The organism is Nocardioides candidus, from assembly GCF_041321175.1.
Taxonomy (GTDB): Bacteria; Actinomycetota; Actinomycetes; order Propionibacteriales; family Nocardioidaceae; genus Nocardioides.
Genome location: NZ_JBGGWC010000002.1, coordinates 570,185 through 585,946 on the forward strand (window position 1 = coordinate 570,185; position 15,762 = coordinate 585,946).

Consider the following 15,762-nt stretch of genomic DNA (forward strand, 5'->3'; position numbering starts at 1 on the left):
CCGATCCTGGGCCGGGTGACTCAGCCGAGGTTGCGCAGGACGACCACGTCGAAGTCGTTGAAGGCCGAGGCCACCAGATCCGGGTCCCCGTCGCCGTCGATGTCGCCGCTGGCGACGCCGACCGGTCCTCTGCCGATCCCTTCCGGGCTCGTCGGAGCCGCGCTGTAGTTGCCGAACCCGTTGTTGACGAGGATCGTCGCGTCGCCGGAGTTGCCGTTGACCACCGCGAGGTCGGTGTCACCGTCGCCGTCGAAGTCGGCCGCGGTGAGGTCGTTCGGCCGTAGGCCGACCGCCTCGGGACCGGTCGTGCGTTGGGTGAGCAGACCGTGGCCGTTGTTGAGCATGACCGACACGGTGTTGTCCGTGCGGTTCGCGACGGCGAGGTCCGGATGCCCGTCCTTGTTGGCGTCGAGGACGGCGAGGGCGTCGGGCGCGTTGCCCGTCTGCCGGACCGTGATGAAGTCGCGGTAGACGTAGTTGCCGACGCCGGTGTTGTAGAGCACCGAGACCCAGTGCGCGTTGACGCTGGCCACCGCCAGGTCCATGTCCCCGTCCTCGTCCCAGTCGGCCGCGACGATGTCGTGCGGGTCGGCGATCGCGAGCTCCGGGCTCGTGAAGCGGGGCCTGAAGTTGCCGAGGCCGTTGTTGACGAGGATCGCCACCCGCTTGGCGGTGTCCTGGGCGACCGCGAGGTCGAGGTCGCCGTCGCCGTCGACATCGACCGCGGCGACCGCGACCGCCGTGTCGTAGCCGGTCTCCGGGCTGGTCGAGCGCGGCGAGAAGTTGCCGAGGCCGTTGTTCACGAGGATGGTCAGGTCTCCCGAGGAGTAGTTCGGGATGACGAGGTCCAGGTCGCCGTCACCGTCGATGTCTGCGGGCTCGATGTCGGAGGGATTGTCACCCGTCGACTCGGGGCTGGTGCTCCGTGCCGCGAACCTCCCGGCGCCGTTGTTCATGAAGATGGCCACGTGGTCGTTGTCGCCGATCACGTCGCCGAGCGGCTCGGCGACCGCGAGGTCGAGGTCGCCGTCGCCGTCGAGGTCCGCGAGTGCGACCTTCCCGGGCGACCGGTCGAGGTGCTTGGGACTCCCGGGCGCCGGGTCGAAGTCGGTGGATGCCGCCATCGCCGGCAGCCAGCCGCAGAAGGCGACCGCGAGCGCGATCATTGCTGCTCGTCGTGCTCGACGGCCAGACAGCGCGAACAGGACTGTTCGATCGCTCATGGGGGAGCCTTCCGGGGAGCTGAAAGGTGAGGACCGATGCTCTCTCCGGCTGCGCTGGAGCGTCAATGACGCGAAATGACTAGCGAAAGACCCCTACACCCTGAGCTCGCCCACCGCGATCCGCACGGTGAGTGAGTCTCCCGCCATCCGGATGCGACCGCGCAGACCCGCGGAGAGCACCATGGGGAGCACGGACTGGCTGTCGGCGGGGGCGGTCAGCACGATCTCGTCCGCACCGCGGGCGCGCGCCATCCGGGCGACGTCGGAGAGCAGCTTGGTGCCGAGCCCGCGGCGCTGCCAGGCCGGCTCGACCCACATGTCGACCGGCCAGGGGGCGTCGGACTCGGCCGGCGTCTCGTGCCAGGCGCGGCCGACGACCCGGCCGCCGACGAGGCAGGACACCTCGGCCTCGCCCGTGACGTAGGTCGGCTCGGAGGCGTCGGCCGTGGCCGGCGCGGCGGGCGCCTGCCGGCTCAGCACGTCACCGACGAGCTCGGCCAGCGCCGAGCCGCGGGCGCGCTCGGCGGGGGTGAAGGGCGCGTCGCGCCGGACCTGGATGACCGCGGTGCCGACCGTCATCTCCAGAACGTCCTCCGAGCCGTGGCTCGGCTCGATGTCGGCGTCGAAGAGGTGGGCGACCACGTCGGGGAAGGAGGCGGGGTGGTCGAGGATCTTCTGCGCCGCACGCACGTAGCGGGTCGGTTGGTCGTCGAGCGCATGCTCGTTGACCGACTGCGCCACGACGGACTCGCCACCGGAGCGACTGACGACGTCGACGACCTCGGCCTCGCCCCAGTCCGCTGGGCTGTCGAGCACCACCTCGACGGTCGCGATGCTCGGATCGTCACCGCCGAAGACCTGGATCGCGCCGATGTTCACCCCCGCGGTGCCGCACTCCTGCGCCAGGGCAGCGAACTTGCCCGGGCGGTTCGGCAGGTCGGCGCGCACCCTCCACAGCATGGGTTCAGCATGCCTCATCGGACGGGACCTGTTCGCCCGCCGCGACCGGGATCTTCATCCGGTTCTGAGGCGGCGGGATCGGGCACGTCGTGAAGGCGGTGTAGGCGCACGGCAGGTTGGTGGCCCGGTTGAAGTCGAGCACGACAGTCCCGTCAGGCCCCGGCGGCGGGGCGGAGAGCTGGCGCCCGGCGCCGTACGTCGTGCGGCCCGATGTCGCGTCGGAGAAGAGCAGCCACAACCCGCCCTCGTCGTCGAGGGCCACGAGGCGCTGCTCCTCCCCGTCGATCCGGAAGGTCACCTCCCCGACCGCGTCCTCGACGACGGCGTCGGGAAGGTTCTGGATCTCGATGTCGGTGGGCGCCACCGCCGCGTAGGGGTGGAACGTCGCGGCCACCTGCCAGTGCCGGGAGGGCGGGTAGGTCGGGGTCTCCCGGTGCTCCGTGCGCAGCGCGTGCGCGGGATCGCGGGGCCGGAGCAGCACGGCACCGCCGCGGCGCGCGACCTCGATCCGCAGGTCACCCGACTCCGCGAGGATCCCGCTCTCGTCCACCTCTCCGATCACGGCCCGGCCCGCCAGGTCACGCCCGTCGAGGCTCAGCCGCTCGTCCTCGCCGAGCTCGACGACGACGCCGTCCGGCCCGAAGGACCACGCGCCGGGCACGCCGGGGATCCGTGCTGGTGCGTCGTCGAGCCAGTGCAGGCCGGTGATGGCCAGGAAGCCGTGCGGCGAGACCAGCCGCTGCTCGCGGGCCTCGTGCCAGTCGCGCCACTCCCCGAGAAAGGTCGCATCGTCCACCGGGGAAAAAATGCACCGAGTCGGCTCCTTTGACAAGAGCCGACCCGGTGGACGTGCGGGATCGATCAGTGACCGTGGCCGTGACCGTGCCCGTGGCCGGTGCCTGCGTCGGGCTCCTCCTCCTCGGGCTTGTCGACCACGAGGGTCTCGGTCGTCAGCAGCATCGCGGCGATCGAGGCCGCATTGACCAGCGCCGAGCGGGTCACCTTGACCGGGTCGAGGACGCCCTGGGCGACCAGGTCGCCGTACTCGCCGGTGGCGGCGTTGTAGCCGTTGCCGACACCGAGCTCGCGGACCTTGGTGGTGACGACGTAGCCGTTCTCACCGCCGTTCTCGGCGATCCAGCGCAGGGGCTCCTCGGCGGACTTGCGCACGATGCGCACGCCGATCGCCTCGTCGCCCGTGAGGCCGAGGTCCTTGTCGAGCACCGACACCGCGTGGATGAGCGCGGAGCCACCGCCGGGGACGATGCCCTCCTCGATCGCGGCGCGCGTCGCGGAGACGGCGTCCTCGATGCGGTGCTTCCGCTCCTTGAGCTCCACCTCGGTGGCCGCGCCGACCTTGATCACGCAGACGCCGCCGGCGAGCTTGGCGAGACGCTCCTGGAGCTTCTCCTCGTCCCAGTCGCTGTCGGCGGCCTCGATCTCCTTGCGGATCTGCGCCACCCGGCCCTCGACCTGCGCGGAGTCACCGGCGCCGTCGACGATCGTGGTGCTGTCCTTGGTGACGACGACGCGACGGGCCTGGCCGAGCGACTCGAGACCGATCTGGTCGAGCTTGAGGCCGACCTCGGGCGCGATGACCTGACCACCGGTCAGGATCGCGATGTCCTGCATCATCGCCTTGCGGCGGTCGCCGAAGGCAGGGCTCTTGACCGCGACGGCGGTGAAGGTGCCGCGGATCTTGTTGACGACGAGCGTCGAGAGGGCCTCACCGTCGACGTCCTCGGCGAGGATGAAGAGCGACTTGCCGGCCTGGATGACCTTCTCCAGCAGGGGCAGCAGGTCGGCGATCGCCGAGATCTTGCCCTGGTGCAGGAGGATGTACGGGTCTTCGAGGACGGCCTCCATGCGCTCCGTGTCGGTCACGAAGTAGGCGGAGATGTAGCCCTTGTCGAACTGCATGCCCTCCGTGAACTCGAGCTCGGTGCCCATGGTGTTGGACTCCTCGACGGTGATGACACCGTCCTTGCCCACCTTGTCGAACGCCTCGGCGAGCAGGTCGCCGATGTGGCTGTCGCGGCTGGAGATCGTGGCCACGTTGGCCATGTCGTCCTTCGACTCCACCTCGCGGGCCGACGCGAGCAGCGCGTCGGACACGGCCTGCGCCGCGGCGTCCATGCCGCGCTTGATGCCCATCGGGTTGACACCCGCGGCCACGGCGCGCAGGCCCTCGTGGACCATCGCTTGCGCCAGCACGGTGGCGGTCGTCGTACCGTCGCCGGCGACGTCGTTGGTCTTGGTCGCGACCTCCTTGGTGAGCTGCGCACCGAGGTTCTCGAACGGGTCGTCGAGCTCGATCTCACGCGCGACCGTCACGCCGTCGTTGGTGATGGTGGGGGCTCCCCACTTCTTGTCGAGGACGACGTAGCGGCCCTTCGGGCCCAGCGTCACCTTGACCGCGTTGGCGAGGGCGTCAACGCCCCGCTCGAGGGCGCGGCGGGCGCCCTCGTCGAACTCCAGGATCTTCGGCATTCGTCTACTCCTAGTAGAGAGGGTCCGAGCCCGGGAGCGGCGAGCTTGCGAGCCGGTCCCGAAAGGCGAGGAGATTGAGGAGGCCGAGGCACACCGGCGCGTCAGCGCCGGTGTGCCTCGGCCGTCTCGAAATCAATCAGGAAACGACGGCGAGGATGTCGCGCGCCGAGAGGATGAGCAGCTCCTGGCCGGAGTACTTCACCTCGGTGCCGCCGTACTTGCTGTAGATGACCTTGTCACCGACAGCGACGTCGAGCGGGACGCGGTTGCCGTTGTCGTCCACCCGGCCGGGGCCGATCGCGAGGACCTCGCCCTCCTGGGGCTTCTCCTTCGCGGTGTCCGGGATGACCAGGCCGGAGGCGGTGGTCTGCTCGGCCTCGAGCGGCTTGACGACGATGCGGTCCTCGAGCGGCTTGATGTTGATCGACACGTCGATCGACCTCTTTCTCACTTCGATATCTGGTGTGCAGGTCCGACGGGCTGACGCCCGCCCACGTTTGGTGCTTGCCTCCAGGAGTACGCCGTCGCGGGGGTCGCACTCTCATCGGCAAGCGCTGGCACACTCATGACGAGAGTGCCAACGCCGAAACTAGCACTCACGGCCAACGAGTGCCAGAGGGACCCCTGGGTCCTCGGCCCCGCACGCTGCCCGGCGCTGACGACGGAGGACCCGCCGGCGCCGCGACAACACCGACCAAAGTCGGTTGACCGTGCCGCACCGTCAACCACTAGCGTCGGGGCCATGTTCGGTGCGCTCGGAGCTTTCGTCACCCGTTTCCGCTGGTACGTCATCGCCGCGTGGGTCGTGATCGCCGTCCTCGTCGGCGCGTTCGCGCCCGCCCTGGAGTCGACGCAGGACAACTCGGAGTTCCTGCCCGACCACTACGAGTCGATCAAGGCGATGAACCTCCAGAGCGACGAGTTCGCCCAGGCATCGGCGCCCGGCGCGATCCTCATCGTCGAGCGCGACGGTGGCGGCAAGCTGTCGGGCGACGACCAGAAGGCCGCGATGGACATCGCCGGCAAGCTCGGGCCCGAGCTGTCGAAGAAGACCTTCCAGCAGACCGTCGTGATGACCGACGAGAAGGGCAACCCGAACCTGTCGGCGGACGGGACGGTCCTCCTGGGTGTCATCCCGCTGGCCGAGGACGCGAGCGGCTACGACCCGCAGAACATCGACGACGGCAAGGACCTGCGCGACGACATCGAGAGCCTGACCGACGGCACCGACCTCGAGATCCGCACGACGGGCACCGTCCCGCAGAGCCTCGACTCCCAGGAGTCCGGCGACAAGACCCTGCTCATCGTCGGCATCGCGACCGTCGTCCTCATCATCGGCCTGCTCGCGCTCATCTTCCGCAGCGTGCTGATCTGCCTCCTGCCGATCGTGACGGTCGCACTCGTGTCGGTGATCGCGACGGGTGCGATCGGGTGGGCCAACAAGGTCTTCGACCTCAAGGCCGACTCGTCGGTCGAGCAGATCCTCGTCGTGGTCCTCTACGGCGTCGGCACCGACTACATCCTCTTCTTCCTCTTCCGGCACCGGGAGCGGCTGCGCCAGGGAGCGGCCGTGAAGGACTCGGTGATCCACAGCCTCGACCGCGCCGGCGAGGCGATCGCCTCCGCCGGTGGCGCGGTGATCGTGTCGTTCATGGCGCTGATCCTCAGCTCGCTCAGCATCTTCCGGGCGATCGGCCCGGCCCTCGCGATCGCCGTCTTCGTCACGCTGCTCGCGGCGCTGACGCTGGTGCCCGCGATCGTCTCGCTGCTCGGCAAGGCGCTCTTCTGGCCCTCGAAGTCCTGGCAGCGCGAGCCGCAGCACGGCACGTTCAAGAAGTTCGGCGACACGGTCGGGAAGCGGCCCGGCATGATCGCCCTCGCCTCCGGTGGCGTCATGACCGTGATCGCGCTGGCGGCGCTCGGCTTCAACCCGTCCTTCGACTTCGCCTCCAGCCTGCCCAAGGGCGTGGAGTCGACCGAGGCGCAGCACACCCTCGAGGACCACTTCTCGAAGGGCGCCGCCGATCCCGTCCCGGTGCTGGTCGACACCCAGGGCGAGGACGTGACCGCGGAGGACCTCGCACCGCTCAAGACCGCGCTCGGCGAGGCCGATGGCGTCGACAAGGTGAGCGACCCGGTCGCCTCGAAGGACGGATCGGCCTACCAGCTCTACGTGACCCTGACCGACGACCCGACGTCCGACGCGGCCCAGGACAACGTCGCGGGCCCGATCCGCGACGCGGCCCACAAGTACACGCCCGACGGCACCGAGGCGTACGTCGGCGGCACGCCCGGCATCTTCGCCGACATGTCGAAGGCGATGGCACGCGACTACAAGGTCGTCTTCCCGGTCGCGGCGATCGTCATCATGCTGATCCTCGCGCTGCTGCTGCGCAGCCTCGTGGCCCCGTGGTACCTCATGGCCGCGGTCGGTCTCGGCTTCGCGGCGACCCTCGGCGCCACGGTGATCGCGTTCCAGCACATCGGCGGCGAGCCCGGCCTGATCTTCATGCTGCCGATCTACATCTACCTGTTCGTCACGGCCCTCGGCACCGACTACAACATCTTGATGATCGCGCGACTACGCGAGGAGGCCCGCGAGGGCCGGGAGCCCCGCGCCGCTGCCGCGTTCGCGGTCAAGGAGGCCGGCCCCACCATCGCGTCGGCCGGTGTCATCCTCGCCGGCACGTTCGGCTCGCTGATGCTCGGCGGCAACACGCTGATCGTCTCGATGGGCTTCGCCCTCGCCATCGGCATCCTGCTCGCCGCCTTCGTGATGGCGATGTTCTTCACGCCGTCGCTGACCGCGCTCATCGGGCACGCCGCCTGGTGGCCCGGCCACGGCGACGAGGAGCGCCCGCACCGCGAGGTCGAGACCACCACCTGACAGGATCGGCGGGTGGACCTGGAGTCTTTCCGCTGGCTGCTCACCGACGAGGGGCAGGCGCTCCTCGCTCGGGCGACCGAGCTCGTGGACGTCCCCGAGCTCCGGGCGCAGGCCGAGCTCCGTCGTACTGCTCCGCCGGAGGCGGTGGCGACCGCCCTGACCCAGGTCGAGCTGCGCGCCAAGGCGGAGGCGAAGTTCGGCGACCTTGCCGCCCGGCTCTACTTCACCCCTGACGCGTTGGAGCAGGCGACCCGCCTCCCGGTGTCCACGCACCGCGCGGGGCGCTACGGCGCCTTCGGCGCGACCACGTTGATCGACCTCGGGTGCGGGATCGGCGGCGACCTGATCGCCGCGGCGCGCACCGGGATGGTCTGCGCCGGTGTCGACCGCGACCCCGTGCGGGTCGCCGTCGCCGAGGCCAACCTCGCGGCGCTCGGACTTCCCGGCGCGGTCCAGGTCGCCGACGCGACGACCGTCAACCACGCCCCCTTCGACATCGCCTTCGCCGACCCTGCGCGCCGCACCGGAGCCGGCCGCAGCTTCGACGTCGACGACTGGGTGCCGCCGTGGTCGTGGGTCACCGAGCTGCTGCGCCGCGACGCCTGCGTCAAGGTCGCCCCCGGCATCCCCCACGACCTGGTGCCCGCCGGCGTCGAGGCCGAGTGGGTCAGCGACGGCGGCGAGGTCAAGGAGGCCGCGCTCTGGTCCGGGCGTACGGCGACCGCCGACCGTCGCGCCACCGTGATCGGCCCCGGCGGGCTGGCATCGATCACCGACGAGGACGACCCGGGCGTCGACGAGGTCGGGGTCGGTCCCGTCGGCGACTACCTCTACGAGCCGGACGGCGCGGTCATCCGCGCCGGCCTGGTCACCGCGGTCGCTGCCGGGGTGGCGGGCCGCCTCCTCGACGCGAAGATCGCCTACGTCACCTCCGACCAGTCCTTCCGCACCCCGTTCGCGCGCGGCTACCGGGTGGTCGAGCACCTCCCCTACCGCGAGAAGCAGCTCAAGGCGGCGCTGCGCGAGCGCGGGATCGGCCGGCTGACGATCAAGAAGCGCGGCGTGGACGTGACCCCGGAGGCGCTGCGCAAGCGGCTGGCGCTGGTGGGCGACGAGGAGGCGACCCTCGTGCTGACCCGGGTCGAGGGGCACGGCACCGCGCTCCTCGTGACGCCCTTCTGAGCCTTTTCTCCGAAATCGCGTGATGTTCGGGCAGGGTGCCTCGTCCGGATCGGTGTAAGGATCCCGATCTCGGAGGTATCCACCGATGAGCACCACCAAGAAGCACCGCGCGACCGAGCCCGTCACGGCCGGCGCCCGCACCGACGGCGCAGGCGGAGCCCACCGCTCCTCACGCACCGGCGAGACCGTGCTGCTGCTGTCGCTCGGCACGGTCCTGATCGTCATCGCGATGGTGATGACGGTGCACAGCTGACCGGCCCGCATCCGGGGCGCCAACCTGCAGCCGGGGTCGTGCGTCCTACGGGCATGGCCCCGTCCCGACAGCTCCTTGCCGCCGCGGTCGCTGCCGCCGTACTCCTGAGCGGGTGCGGTGGCGGCGGCCCGTCGGCGGGACCGTCGTCACCCACCACGCCGTCGAGCCCGACGACCGCGGTGACGACCGCGGCGCCCACGGGCCTCGACGCCACCGCCTGGCTCGCGGGACTGCGGGTCGGCCGCCCGCCGGCGATCGGCTACGTCATCGGGCACCGCTACCACGCTCCCGACGGCCACATCGTCCGCGTGCTGCCCGATCACGGCACCACCTCGATCGCCCGGCTCGGTGACGACTTCCTCGCCACCAGCGACCAGTACTTCGAGGGCACGACCGCGATCTACCGGCTCGACCGGAGCGGACGCGTCCTTGCGTCCGGGACGGTCAGCTCGCCCCCTGTCCTGAGCGCGGACGGGCGGACCCTCCACTGGCTGACGTTCACGCCGCCGGAGACCGGTCTGGAGCGCCCCACCCGCCTGCACCGGGCCGACGTCACGACGGGCGGGACGTCGTGGGTCGCACTGCACGTCGCGCCGGCCTTCCTGACCTCCGTCGTCGGCGTGGTCGACGGCACCGCGGTGCTGACGACCGGCTGGGGCGGACGCACCGACACCTGGCTCGCGCCGGCTTCTGGCGCCCCGCGCAGGGTCCGATCCCTCGACGGGGCCACCGCGGTCGCCCCGAGCGCCCGCCTGGTCGCGCTCCGCACTGGCAAGGACCACAACGCGCTCGAGGTCGTCGACCTCGCCAGCCGCGACCCGTTGTGGCACGCGGAGGGCACCTATCCCGTCGCCTTCAGCCCGTCGGGACGCCGGCTGCTCGCCTTCGAGGGGCGCCGGCTCGTGGTGCTCGACGCGCGGACCGGCGACCTCAGCCGAGTGCTCCCGCGGCCGTCGTACCGGCGCGGCGCCTGGCTCTCCGAGCAGCTCGCCTGGGAGGACGAGCGCCACCTGCTGGCCGGGGTCGACCTGCCGCACCGCACCGCCGTCGTGCGCATCGACGTGGCGACCGGCGAGCTCTCCACCGCCATCGACTGGACCCCGTCGGAGGGCACCTACGGGGTGGCGTTCGAGACGTCCCGCTGATCAGCCGGAGCGCTCCGGGAGCACGACGATGCCGCCCACCGGTGACCGGTGGACGGCGTCGCTCGTGGACCTGCCGTCAGGTGCCGGGCGCCTCTTCCTTGACGGCCTGCACGGCCGACTGGCCCTCGTCCTTGAGGTTCGCTGCGCTGTCCTCGGCGCTTGCACGCACCTCCTGCACCGCATCGGTGGCGGACTCCTTGAGGTGCTGACCGACCTCCTGCCCGACGGCCTTCGCCTGGTCCGCGATCGGTGAGTCCTTCACCGCCTCGGTGAGCAGCTGAGCGGCCTGCGCCTCCTTCTCGGAGGCGGGGAGCAGCGCCGAGATCACCATGCCGGCACCGAACGCCACGAGGCCGGCCGCGAGCGGCGACCCCTGGGTCTGCCGTTCGATCACGTCGACCGCCGACTGGGCGCCGTCCGTGACCGTGCCGACGGCGCCGGAGGCGGCGTCCCTGGCCGAGCCCGCAGCGCCCTGCGTCGTACCGCTGGCGCTCTGCGCGGTGCCCATGACCGAGCCCTTGAGGGACGACAGCCGACCGCGCACCGCTTCCTTGCGCCGTTCGACGATCCGCCCGGGGCTGACCTTGTCGTAGAGCGCGTCGACGTCACGGGTCAGGTGCTCCCGTGTGTCGGCGATCCCCGTCGTCATCCGTTCTTCAGCTGCTTGGCCCATGCCGCGTCCTCCTTGAGGGTCCTCTGCGTTGTCTCGAGCTTGGGGTTCATCGACTTCAGCTCCTTGCGCCCGACGACCGCCATCAGGGCTGCTGCACCCAGCCACAGCACCGTCACGATCAGTGCCGCGAGCGCGGTGTGCATCCACTCGTCGAGCAGGAACATCACCGTCAGGGACAGGAAGATCAGGGCCAGGTGCCCGGCGATGCCGGCGCCGCCGAAGAGGCCGGCGCCCTTGCCCGCCTTCGCCGCCTCGGCCTTCGCCTCGGTCTTGGCGAGCTCGATCTCCTGCTTCACCAAGGTGGTCAGGTCGTTGGCGATGTCGCCGACGATCTCGCCCAGGGAGCGCCCGTCCGCGGTGGTCGTGGTGCCACCGGGCCCGGTCTGCTGACCACCGGGGGCGTACGTCGTTCCCGGCTGCTCGGTCACAGTGCGCCTCCGGGCGTCGGACCGTCAGCGGGGTAGACCGGCGTCCCGGTCGGCGAACCGGTGCCGGCGAGCGGGTCGTCGGTGGCGGTGCCCGACGGCCAGGCCGCGGGTGCCGGGGAGGCCGGGACCTCCTGGGTCGGCGGGGCGGGCGGCGCGGGCGGGGCGGGCGACATCGAGGCCGTGCTCGTCCCGACGGGGTCGGGCGCAGGGCTGCCCGCCGCGGTCGATGGCGCAGGCGTCGTACCCGGGTCGCCCTGGGCGTCCTTCGCCCCGCGCGCCAGTCGGCCGGCCACCACTCCCGCCGCCAGGGCGCCGAGGAGGAACGTCCCGGGACGCCGTCGCGCGAAGGAACGCGCCTGGTCGAGCAGCTCGGCCGGCTCCCGGCCCTCGAGGTGCGAGGTCAGCGTCCGTGCGTGGTCGCCCACCTGGCTCACCAGGTCCTGCGCGAGCCCGCCCTCGACGGCCTCGCCCCGCGTCATCCGCGCCAGGTCGTCGGCGAAGGACTGCAAGGTCGAGCGCAGGCTGTCGAGCTGGCCGCGGGACTGCTCCTCGAGCTGGGTCCTCGCGTCGTCGAGGAGGTTGCGCGCCTGCTCCTGCGCGTCGCTCGCGACGGACCTCGCCTCGTCCTTGGCGACGTCGGCCACCCTCGTGCCCTCGTCGGCCGCGGTGCTCGCGGCCTGCTGGGCCTGTTGCTGGACGTGCTCCCGCGTGCCTTCCGGGCCGGTCTGCGGCGGGGCGCCTGTTCCGTAGTCGTAGGTCGTCATCGAAATCCCTTCCGTGGAGAGGGAGCGCAATACCCCGACCTCCTCCCCCGACCCCCGACCTGCGCGAAGTGCGCATGATCTGCGCGCCCTGCGGGCGTGTTCGCGAATCGTTCGCGTTCGTGGGGGTACTTCCCGCGCGTGCTGGACCTGGGGGCGTTGGAGGCTCGGCTGCGGCGGGCCGGGCTCCGGGTGACGCAGCCGCGGCTCGGCGTGCTCCTGGTCCTCGAGCGGGCGCGGAGCGACCAGGCTCACCTGTCGGTGGCCGAGACGGTCGAGCGCACCCGGGAGATCGTGGCCGGCCTGTCACCGCAGACCGTGTACCGCTGCCTCGACGCGCTCGTCTCGGCCGGCCTCGCGCGCCGGGTCGACCTCCCCGGGGCGCCGGCGCGCTTCGAGACGGGCGGCGACCACCACGACCACCTGGTCTGCGACCGGTGCGGCTCGATCACCAACGTCGCGCGCACCGAGCCCGCGGGCGAGCGGCTCGAGGTCGCGGAGCGGCACCGCTTCCAGGTGCTCCAGACGGAGGTCGTCTTCCACGGCCTGTGCGCCGCCTGCAGCACCGCCTGAGAGCGACACGAGGGCAATTGCAACCATTCTCCGACGGGTTGCGTCCTCCACCCGACAGAGTTCCACCCGGGGACCAGGATCGAAGGAGGGCAGCCGATGAGCCGGAGGACCCGCGAAGCAGAGCGGGACGCCGAGTTCACCGAGTACCTCGCGGTCCGGCAGCCCAGCCTGCTGCGCACGGCGTACCTGCTCACCGGCGATCGCCACCAGGCCGAGGACGTCCTCCAGACGTCGCTCGCCAAGCTGTACCTGGCGTGGGACAAGGTCCATGACCGCGGCGCCGTCGACGCGTACGTGCGCCGCATCATGGTCAACGAGAACAACTCGCTGTGGCGCCGCGCGTGGAAGAAGCGCGAGTGGGCCACCGACGAGGTCCCCGAGGGTGCTCCGCACCACGACCAGTACGACGACGGCACCAACGACCAGCTGTGGGCCGTCGTCCAGACCCTGCCTCCGAAGGCGCGGTCGGTGGTCGTGCTCCGCTACTACGAGCAGATGTCCGAGGCCGAGGTCGCCGACGCACTCGGCATCTCCGTCGGCACCGTCAAGTCCCAGTGCAGCCGGGCGTTGTCCGCTCTCCGCGAGCGGGTGCCCGCCGAGCTCCACCCCCGCTACGGCGAGGAGTCCACGTCATGAACCAGACCCCGAACGACCCCACCAGCTCCAGCAGCTCCGACACCCCTTGGGAGGAAGCGATGTCCCGCGACTTCGACGCGCGCGTCCGCGACCTCCACGAGGCTCCGCTCGACTTCGACTCCGTCAAGGGCAAGGCGCACAAGATCCGCCGCAACCGGCGCGCCGCCGTCGCCGGCGGCGTCCTCGGCGTCGCCGCCGTGATCACGCCGATCGCGGTGATCGCGGGCGGCCACGGGACCGGCAAGGCCGACCAGCAGCCGTACGTCGGCCGCAGCGACCAGCCGACGTCCCAGACGTCCGATCCGGCGAACGACGACGTGGCGGTCGACTACCTGTCCCGCGGCGAGTGGCACCAGGCCGACGGTGACACCGTGGAGCTGCCGAAGAACGACCAGCCCTACCGGGCCGCCGTGCTCTGGGACGGCCAGCTGGTCGCCACGCGCTACGACGGCGAGGTCTACGACGTCGCCGACGTCATCGCGGACGACGGCACGGTGGTCGACTCGTTCTCCACCACGAGTCCTGTCGCCGTCAACGACGGCGGCACGACGATCGCGTGGATCGGTACCGACGGCAAGGTCATGACGGCGTGGGACGGCGACGAGGTCGACCTCGGCACCGTGGACCTCGCGGCCGCGGGCGAAGGCGTCGCGTGGACGGTGGCCGCCGTCACCGGGGGGCCCGACTGCCACGAGGCGGTCGACGGCTGCATGGTCTTCGCCAACAGCAACCTCGGCGACGAACCGACGACGTACTCCTCCCACGGGATCGTCGACAACCCCATCCCCGGCGCGAAGAGCTATGCGGACGCCGGCACGGTCGGCGGGTTCCGTGCGACCTACATCGACACCTACAACCAGGACACCTCGGTCTGCGGTGGCCTGTACGACCTCGAGAAGGGCAAGCCCGCCTGGCAGACCTGCGACTTCGACCCAGGGGCGATCTCGCCCGACGGCAAGTACGTCGCCGGCGCTCCGTCGTACGGCGACGGGCTGGGCGACTCCCAGGTCAACATCCTGAAGGCCACCGACGGGGCCTCGACCGGCCAGTTCGCTCCCGAGGGAGGCTTCGTGTCCACGGACTACGCCTGGTCGGAGTCGAACACCCTGGTCTTCTCGACCTACGACGGCGCGACGTGGCACCTGATGTCCATGGAGCCCAGCGGCTCGCTCACCGAGCTGACCGACGCCAAGGGGCCGGCCGAGGACAGCCCGTTCGTCATCGTCCAGCACTGATGCCGCGGTCCGTCCGGGCGCGGAGGAGCTCGCCCGACACTGGGGACGCCCACCGGTAGCCTCCGGCGGGTGAGGTCCCGCGGTCACCTGTCCCCCCTGCGGGTCGCGAACTTCCGCTGGTTCTTCCTCGGGGAGACCATCAACAGCGCGGGGTCCTCGATGTCGGGGATCGCGCTGGCCTTCGCCGTGCTGGCGATCAGCGACTCGGTGTCGGCGCTCGGGTGGGTCGTGGCGGCGTGGACGGTGCCGATGGTGGCGCTCATGCTGCTGGGCGGCGCGATCGCCGACCGCCTGCCGCGGGCGCTGGTGCTGCGCGGGTGCAACCTGGTCCAGGGCATCGTCCAGGCCTGCACGGCCGCGCTCGTGCTGACCGGCACCGCCGAGATCTGGCACCTCGTGGTGCTGCAGCTCGTCAGCGGCACGGTGTTCGCGGTGAGCTATCCCGCGTTCCACGGGATGGTGCCCGTGCTGCTGCCGAAGGAGGAGCGCAAGGCGGCGTTCCTGCTGATGGGCCAGGCCGAGAGCGGCCTGAGCATCATCGGCCCCGCACTCTCGGGCGTGCTCGTCGCGACCGTGGGGCCCGGCTGGGCGCTGGCAGCCGACGCGGCGACGTACGTCGTCGCAGCCGGGTTCCTCTCCGCCGTACGACTGCCGCTCGGTGCGCGGCCCGACCGCCAGCAGAGCGTGCTCGGCGACTTCGCGGCGGGGTGGTCCTACGTGCGGTCGCTGGGGTGGGTGATCCCCGTCGCCTCCTGCTCGCTCGTCTTCAACGCGCTGATCAGCGGATCACTCGGCGTGCTCGGTCCGTCGATCGCCAACGACACGATCGGCGGCGACGGCTGGGGCTTCGCGCGGGCCGGGCAGGCCGTCGGGGTGTTCGTGTCGGCCTTCTTCCTCGCCCGCCTCACGATGCGGCGCTCCCTGCGCGCGTGCGTGCTCGGCTTCACCGCCTCGGCCGTGCCCATGCTGCTGCTCGGCACCTGGGTCAACACCGTCGCGCTCGCCGTGGGCTTCCTCATCGCCGGTGCGGGACTGGCGGTCGTCAACCTCTCCTGGAGCCTGACGGTGCAGGAGAAGGTTCCTGAGCACATGCTGTCGCGGGTGATGGCGATCGACGGGTTCTTCTCGTTCGTGGCGATGCCGATCGGGCAGCTCGTCGTCGGTCCGCTCGCGATCGCGTTCGGCACCCGTGACGTGATGCTCGGGAGCGCTGTCCTCTGCGTCGTGGTCGGCGCGATCGGCGCCACCAGGCCCGCGATCCGCAACCTCGAGCTCGACGGCTCGAGCCCGGATCCCCCCTAGGGATCGACGGATTG

The 15,762-nt window shown here is 71.2% G+C and carries 16 protein-coding genes; 8 read left to right on the plus strand and 8 right to left on the minus strand.

What is annotated here, in order from left to right; translation table 11 throughout:
* Positions 1-20: 20 nt before the first annotated feature.
* The 5 genes from ACAX67_RS12395 to groES form a co-directional block, all read right to left on the minus strand.
* Positions 21-1,166, minus strand: a complete 1,146-nt coding sequence (locus tag ACAX67_RS12395; RefSeq protein ID WP_370704153.1) for an FG-GAP repeat domain-containing protein — start codon at positions 1,164-1,166, stop codon at positions 21-23.
* A gap of 150 nt (positions 1,167-1,316) precedes the next feature.
* Positions 1,317-2,183, minus strand: a complete 867-nt coding sequence (locus ACAX67_RS12400) for a GNAT family N-acetyltransferase (protein ID WP_370704154.1) — start codon at positions 2,181-2,183, stop codon at positions 1,317-1,319.
* A 4-nt stretch (positions 2,184-2,187) separates the two neighbouring features.
* On the minus strand, positions 2,188-2,979 hold the full coding sequence (locus ACAX67_RS12405; RefSeq protein WP_370704155.1) for a DUF1684 domain-containing protein: 792 nt from the start codon (positions 2,977-2,979) through the stop codon (positions 2,188-2,190).
* A gap of 65 nt (positions 2,980-3,044) precedes the next feature.
* Entirely contained in the window at positions 3,045-4,673 is a 1,629-nt protein-coding gene (gene groL, locus ACAX67_RS12410; protein ID WP_370704156.1) for a chaperonin GroEL, read from the minus strand.
* A 136-nt stretch (positions 4,674-4,809) separates the two neighbouring features.
* Positions 4,810-5,103, minus strand: coding sequence for a co-chaperone GroES (gene groES / locus ACAX67_RS12415; RefSeq protein WP_370704157.1), 294 nt, complete (start codon positions 5,101-5,103; stop codon positions 4,810-4,812).
* A gap of 312 nt (positions 5,104-5,415) precedes the next feature.
* On the opposite strand from groES, the gene ACAX67_RS12420 reads away from it, so the two are divergent.
* The 4 genes from ACAX67_RS12420 (at position 5,416) to ACAX67_RS12435 (ending at position 10,140) form a co-directional block, all read left to right on the plus strand.
* Positions 5,416-7,560, plus strand: coding sequence for an MMPL family transporter (locus ACAX67_RS12420; protein ID WP_370704158.1), 2,145 nt, complete (start codon positions 5,416-5,418; stop codon positions 7,558-7,560).
* A 12-nt stretch (positions 7,561-7,572) separates the two neighbouring features.
* Positions 7,573-8,742: a class I SAM-dependent methyltransferase gene (locus tag ACAX67_RS12425; protein WP_370704159.1), complete on the plus strand. Its 1,170-nt coding sequence runs from the start codon at positions 7,573-7,575 to the stop codon at positions 8,740-8,742.
* Positions 8,743-8,827: 85 nt separating this feature from the next.
* Entirely contained in the window at positions 8,828-8,995 is a 168-nt protein-coding gene (locus tag ACAX67_RS12430) for a hypothetical protein (protein WP_370704160.1), read from the plus strand.
* 53 nt (positions 8,996-9,048) lie between these two features.
* Positions 9,049-10,140 carry a WD40 repeat domain-containing protein gene (locus ACAX67_RS12435; protein WP_370704161.1) on the plus strand — a complete coding sequence of 364 codons (1,092 nt, stop codon included), beginning with the start codon at positions 9,049-9,051 and terminating at the stop codon, positions 10,138-10,140.
* A 76-nt stretch (positions 10,141-10,216) separates the two neighbouring features.
* Here ACAX67_RS12435 and ACAX67_RS12440 read toward each other — a convergent pair whose 3' ends face one another.
* The 3 genes from ACAX67_RS12440 to ACAX67_RS12450 are packed head-to-tail and all read right to left on the minus strand — an operon-like array spanning position 10,217 to position 12,005.
* Positions 10,217-10,813: a DUF3618 domain-containing protein gene (locus ACAX67_RS12440; protein ID WP_370704162.1), complete on the minus strand. Its 597-nt coding sequence runs from the start codon at positions 10,811-10,813 to the stop codon at positions 10,217-10,219.
* Entirely contained in the window at positions 10,786-11,241 is a 456-nt protein-coding gene (locus ACAX67_RS12445) for a phage holin family protein (RefSeq protein ID WP_370704163.1), read from the minus strand. The genes ACAX67_RS12440 and ACAX67_RS12445 overlap by 28 nt, the downstream gene beginning before the upstream one ends.
* A complete protein-coding gene (locus ACAX67_RS12450) occupies positions 11,238-12,005 on the minus strand; it encodes a hypothetical protein (protein ID WP_370704164.1) in 768 nt (255 codons plus the stop codon). Before ACAX67_RS12450 ends, ACAX67_RS12445 begins: the two co-directional genes overlap by 4 nt.
* A gap of 138 nt (positions 12,006-12,143) precedes the next feature.
* Between ACAX67_RS12450 and ACAX67_RS12455 the strand changes: the two genes are divergently transcribed.
* The 4 genes from ACAX67_RS12455 (at position 12,144) to ACAX67_RS12470 (ending at position 15,748) form a co-directional block, all read left to right on the plus strand.
* Positions 12,144-12,575 carry a Fur family transcriptional regulator gene (locus tag ACAX67_RS12455; RefSeq protein ID WP_370704165.1) on the plus strand — a complete coding sequence of 144 codons (432 nt, stop codon included), beginning with the start codon at positions 12,144-12,146 and terminating at the stop codon, positions 12,573-12,575.
* A 96-nt stretch (positions 12,576-12,671) separates the two neighbouring features.
* A complete protein-coding gene (locus ACAX67_RS12460) occupies positions 12,672-13,211 on the plus strand; it encodes a SigE family RNA polymerase sigma factor (RefSeq protein ID WP_370704166.1) in 540 nt (179 codons plus the stop codon).
* Positions 13,208-14,446: a hypothetical protein gene (locus tag ACAX67_RS12465; RefSeq protein WP_370704167.1), complete on the plus strand. Its 1,239-nt coding sequence runs from the start codon at positions 13,208-13,210 to the stop codon at positions 14,444-14,446. Before ACAX67_RS12460 ends, ACAX67_RS12465 begins: the two co-directional genes overlap by 4 nt.
* 69 nt (positions 14,447-14,515) lie before the next feature.
* Positions 14,516-15,748 carry an MFS transporter gene (locus ACAX67_RS12470; RefSeq protein ID WP_370704168.1) on the plus strand — a complete coding sequence of 411 codons (1,233 nt, stop codon included), beginning with the start codon at positions 14,516-14,518 and terminating at the stop codon, positions 15,746-15,748.
* The last annotated feature ends 14 nt before the right edge of the window (positions 15,749-15,762 follow it).

What these genes read in the sequence shown, in the direction of transcription:
- ACAX67_RS12465 (WP_370704167.1), top strand. Translation starts at nt 13,208, where the DNA reads ATGAACCAGACCCCGAACGACCCCACCAGCTCCAGCAGCTCCGACACC.
- ACAX67_RS12440 (WP_370704162.1), bottom strand. Translation starts at nt 10,813, where the DNA reads ATGGGCCAAGCAGCTGAAGAACGGATGACGACGGGGATCGCCGACACA.
- ACAX67_RS12430 (WP_370704160.1), top strand. Translation starts at nt 8,828, where the DNA reads ATGAGCACCACCAAGAAGCACCGCGCGACCGAGCCCGTCACGGCCGGC.
- ACAX67_RS12400 (WP_370704154.1), bottom strand. Translation starts at nt 2,183, where the DNA reads ATGCTGTGGAGGGTGCGCGCCGACCTGCCGAACCGCCCGGGCAAGTTC.
- ACAX67_RS12395 (WP_370704153.1), bottom strand. Translation starts at nt 1,166, where the DNA reads ATGATCGCGCTCGCGGTCGCCTTCTGCGGCTGGCTGCCGGCGATGGCG.
- ACAX67_RS12460 (WP_370704166.1), top strand. Translation starts at nt 12,672, where the DNA reads ATGAGCCGGAGGACCCGCGAAGCAGAGCGGGACGCCGAGTTCACCGAG.
- ACAX67_RS12450 (WP_370704164.1), bottom strand. Translation starts at nt 12,005, where the DNA reads ATGACGACCTACGACTACGGAACAGGCGCCCCGCCGCAGACCGGCCCG.
- ACAX67_RS12435 (WP_370704161.1), top strand. Translation starts at nt 9,049, where the DNA reads ATGGCCCCGTCCCGACAGCTCCTTGCCGCCGCGGTCGCTGCCGCCGTA.
- groL (WP_370704156.1), bottom strand. Translation starts at nt 4,673, where the DNA reads ATGCCGAAGATCCTGGAGTTCGACGAGGGCGCCCGCCGCGCCCTCGAG.
- ACAX67_RS12420 (WP_370704158.1), top strand. Translation starts at nt 5,416, where the DNA reads ATGTTCGGTGCGCTCGGAGCTTTCGTCACCCGTTTCCGCTGGTACGTC.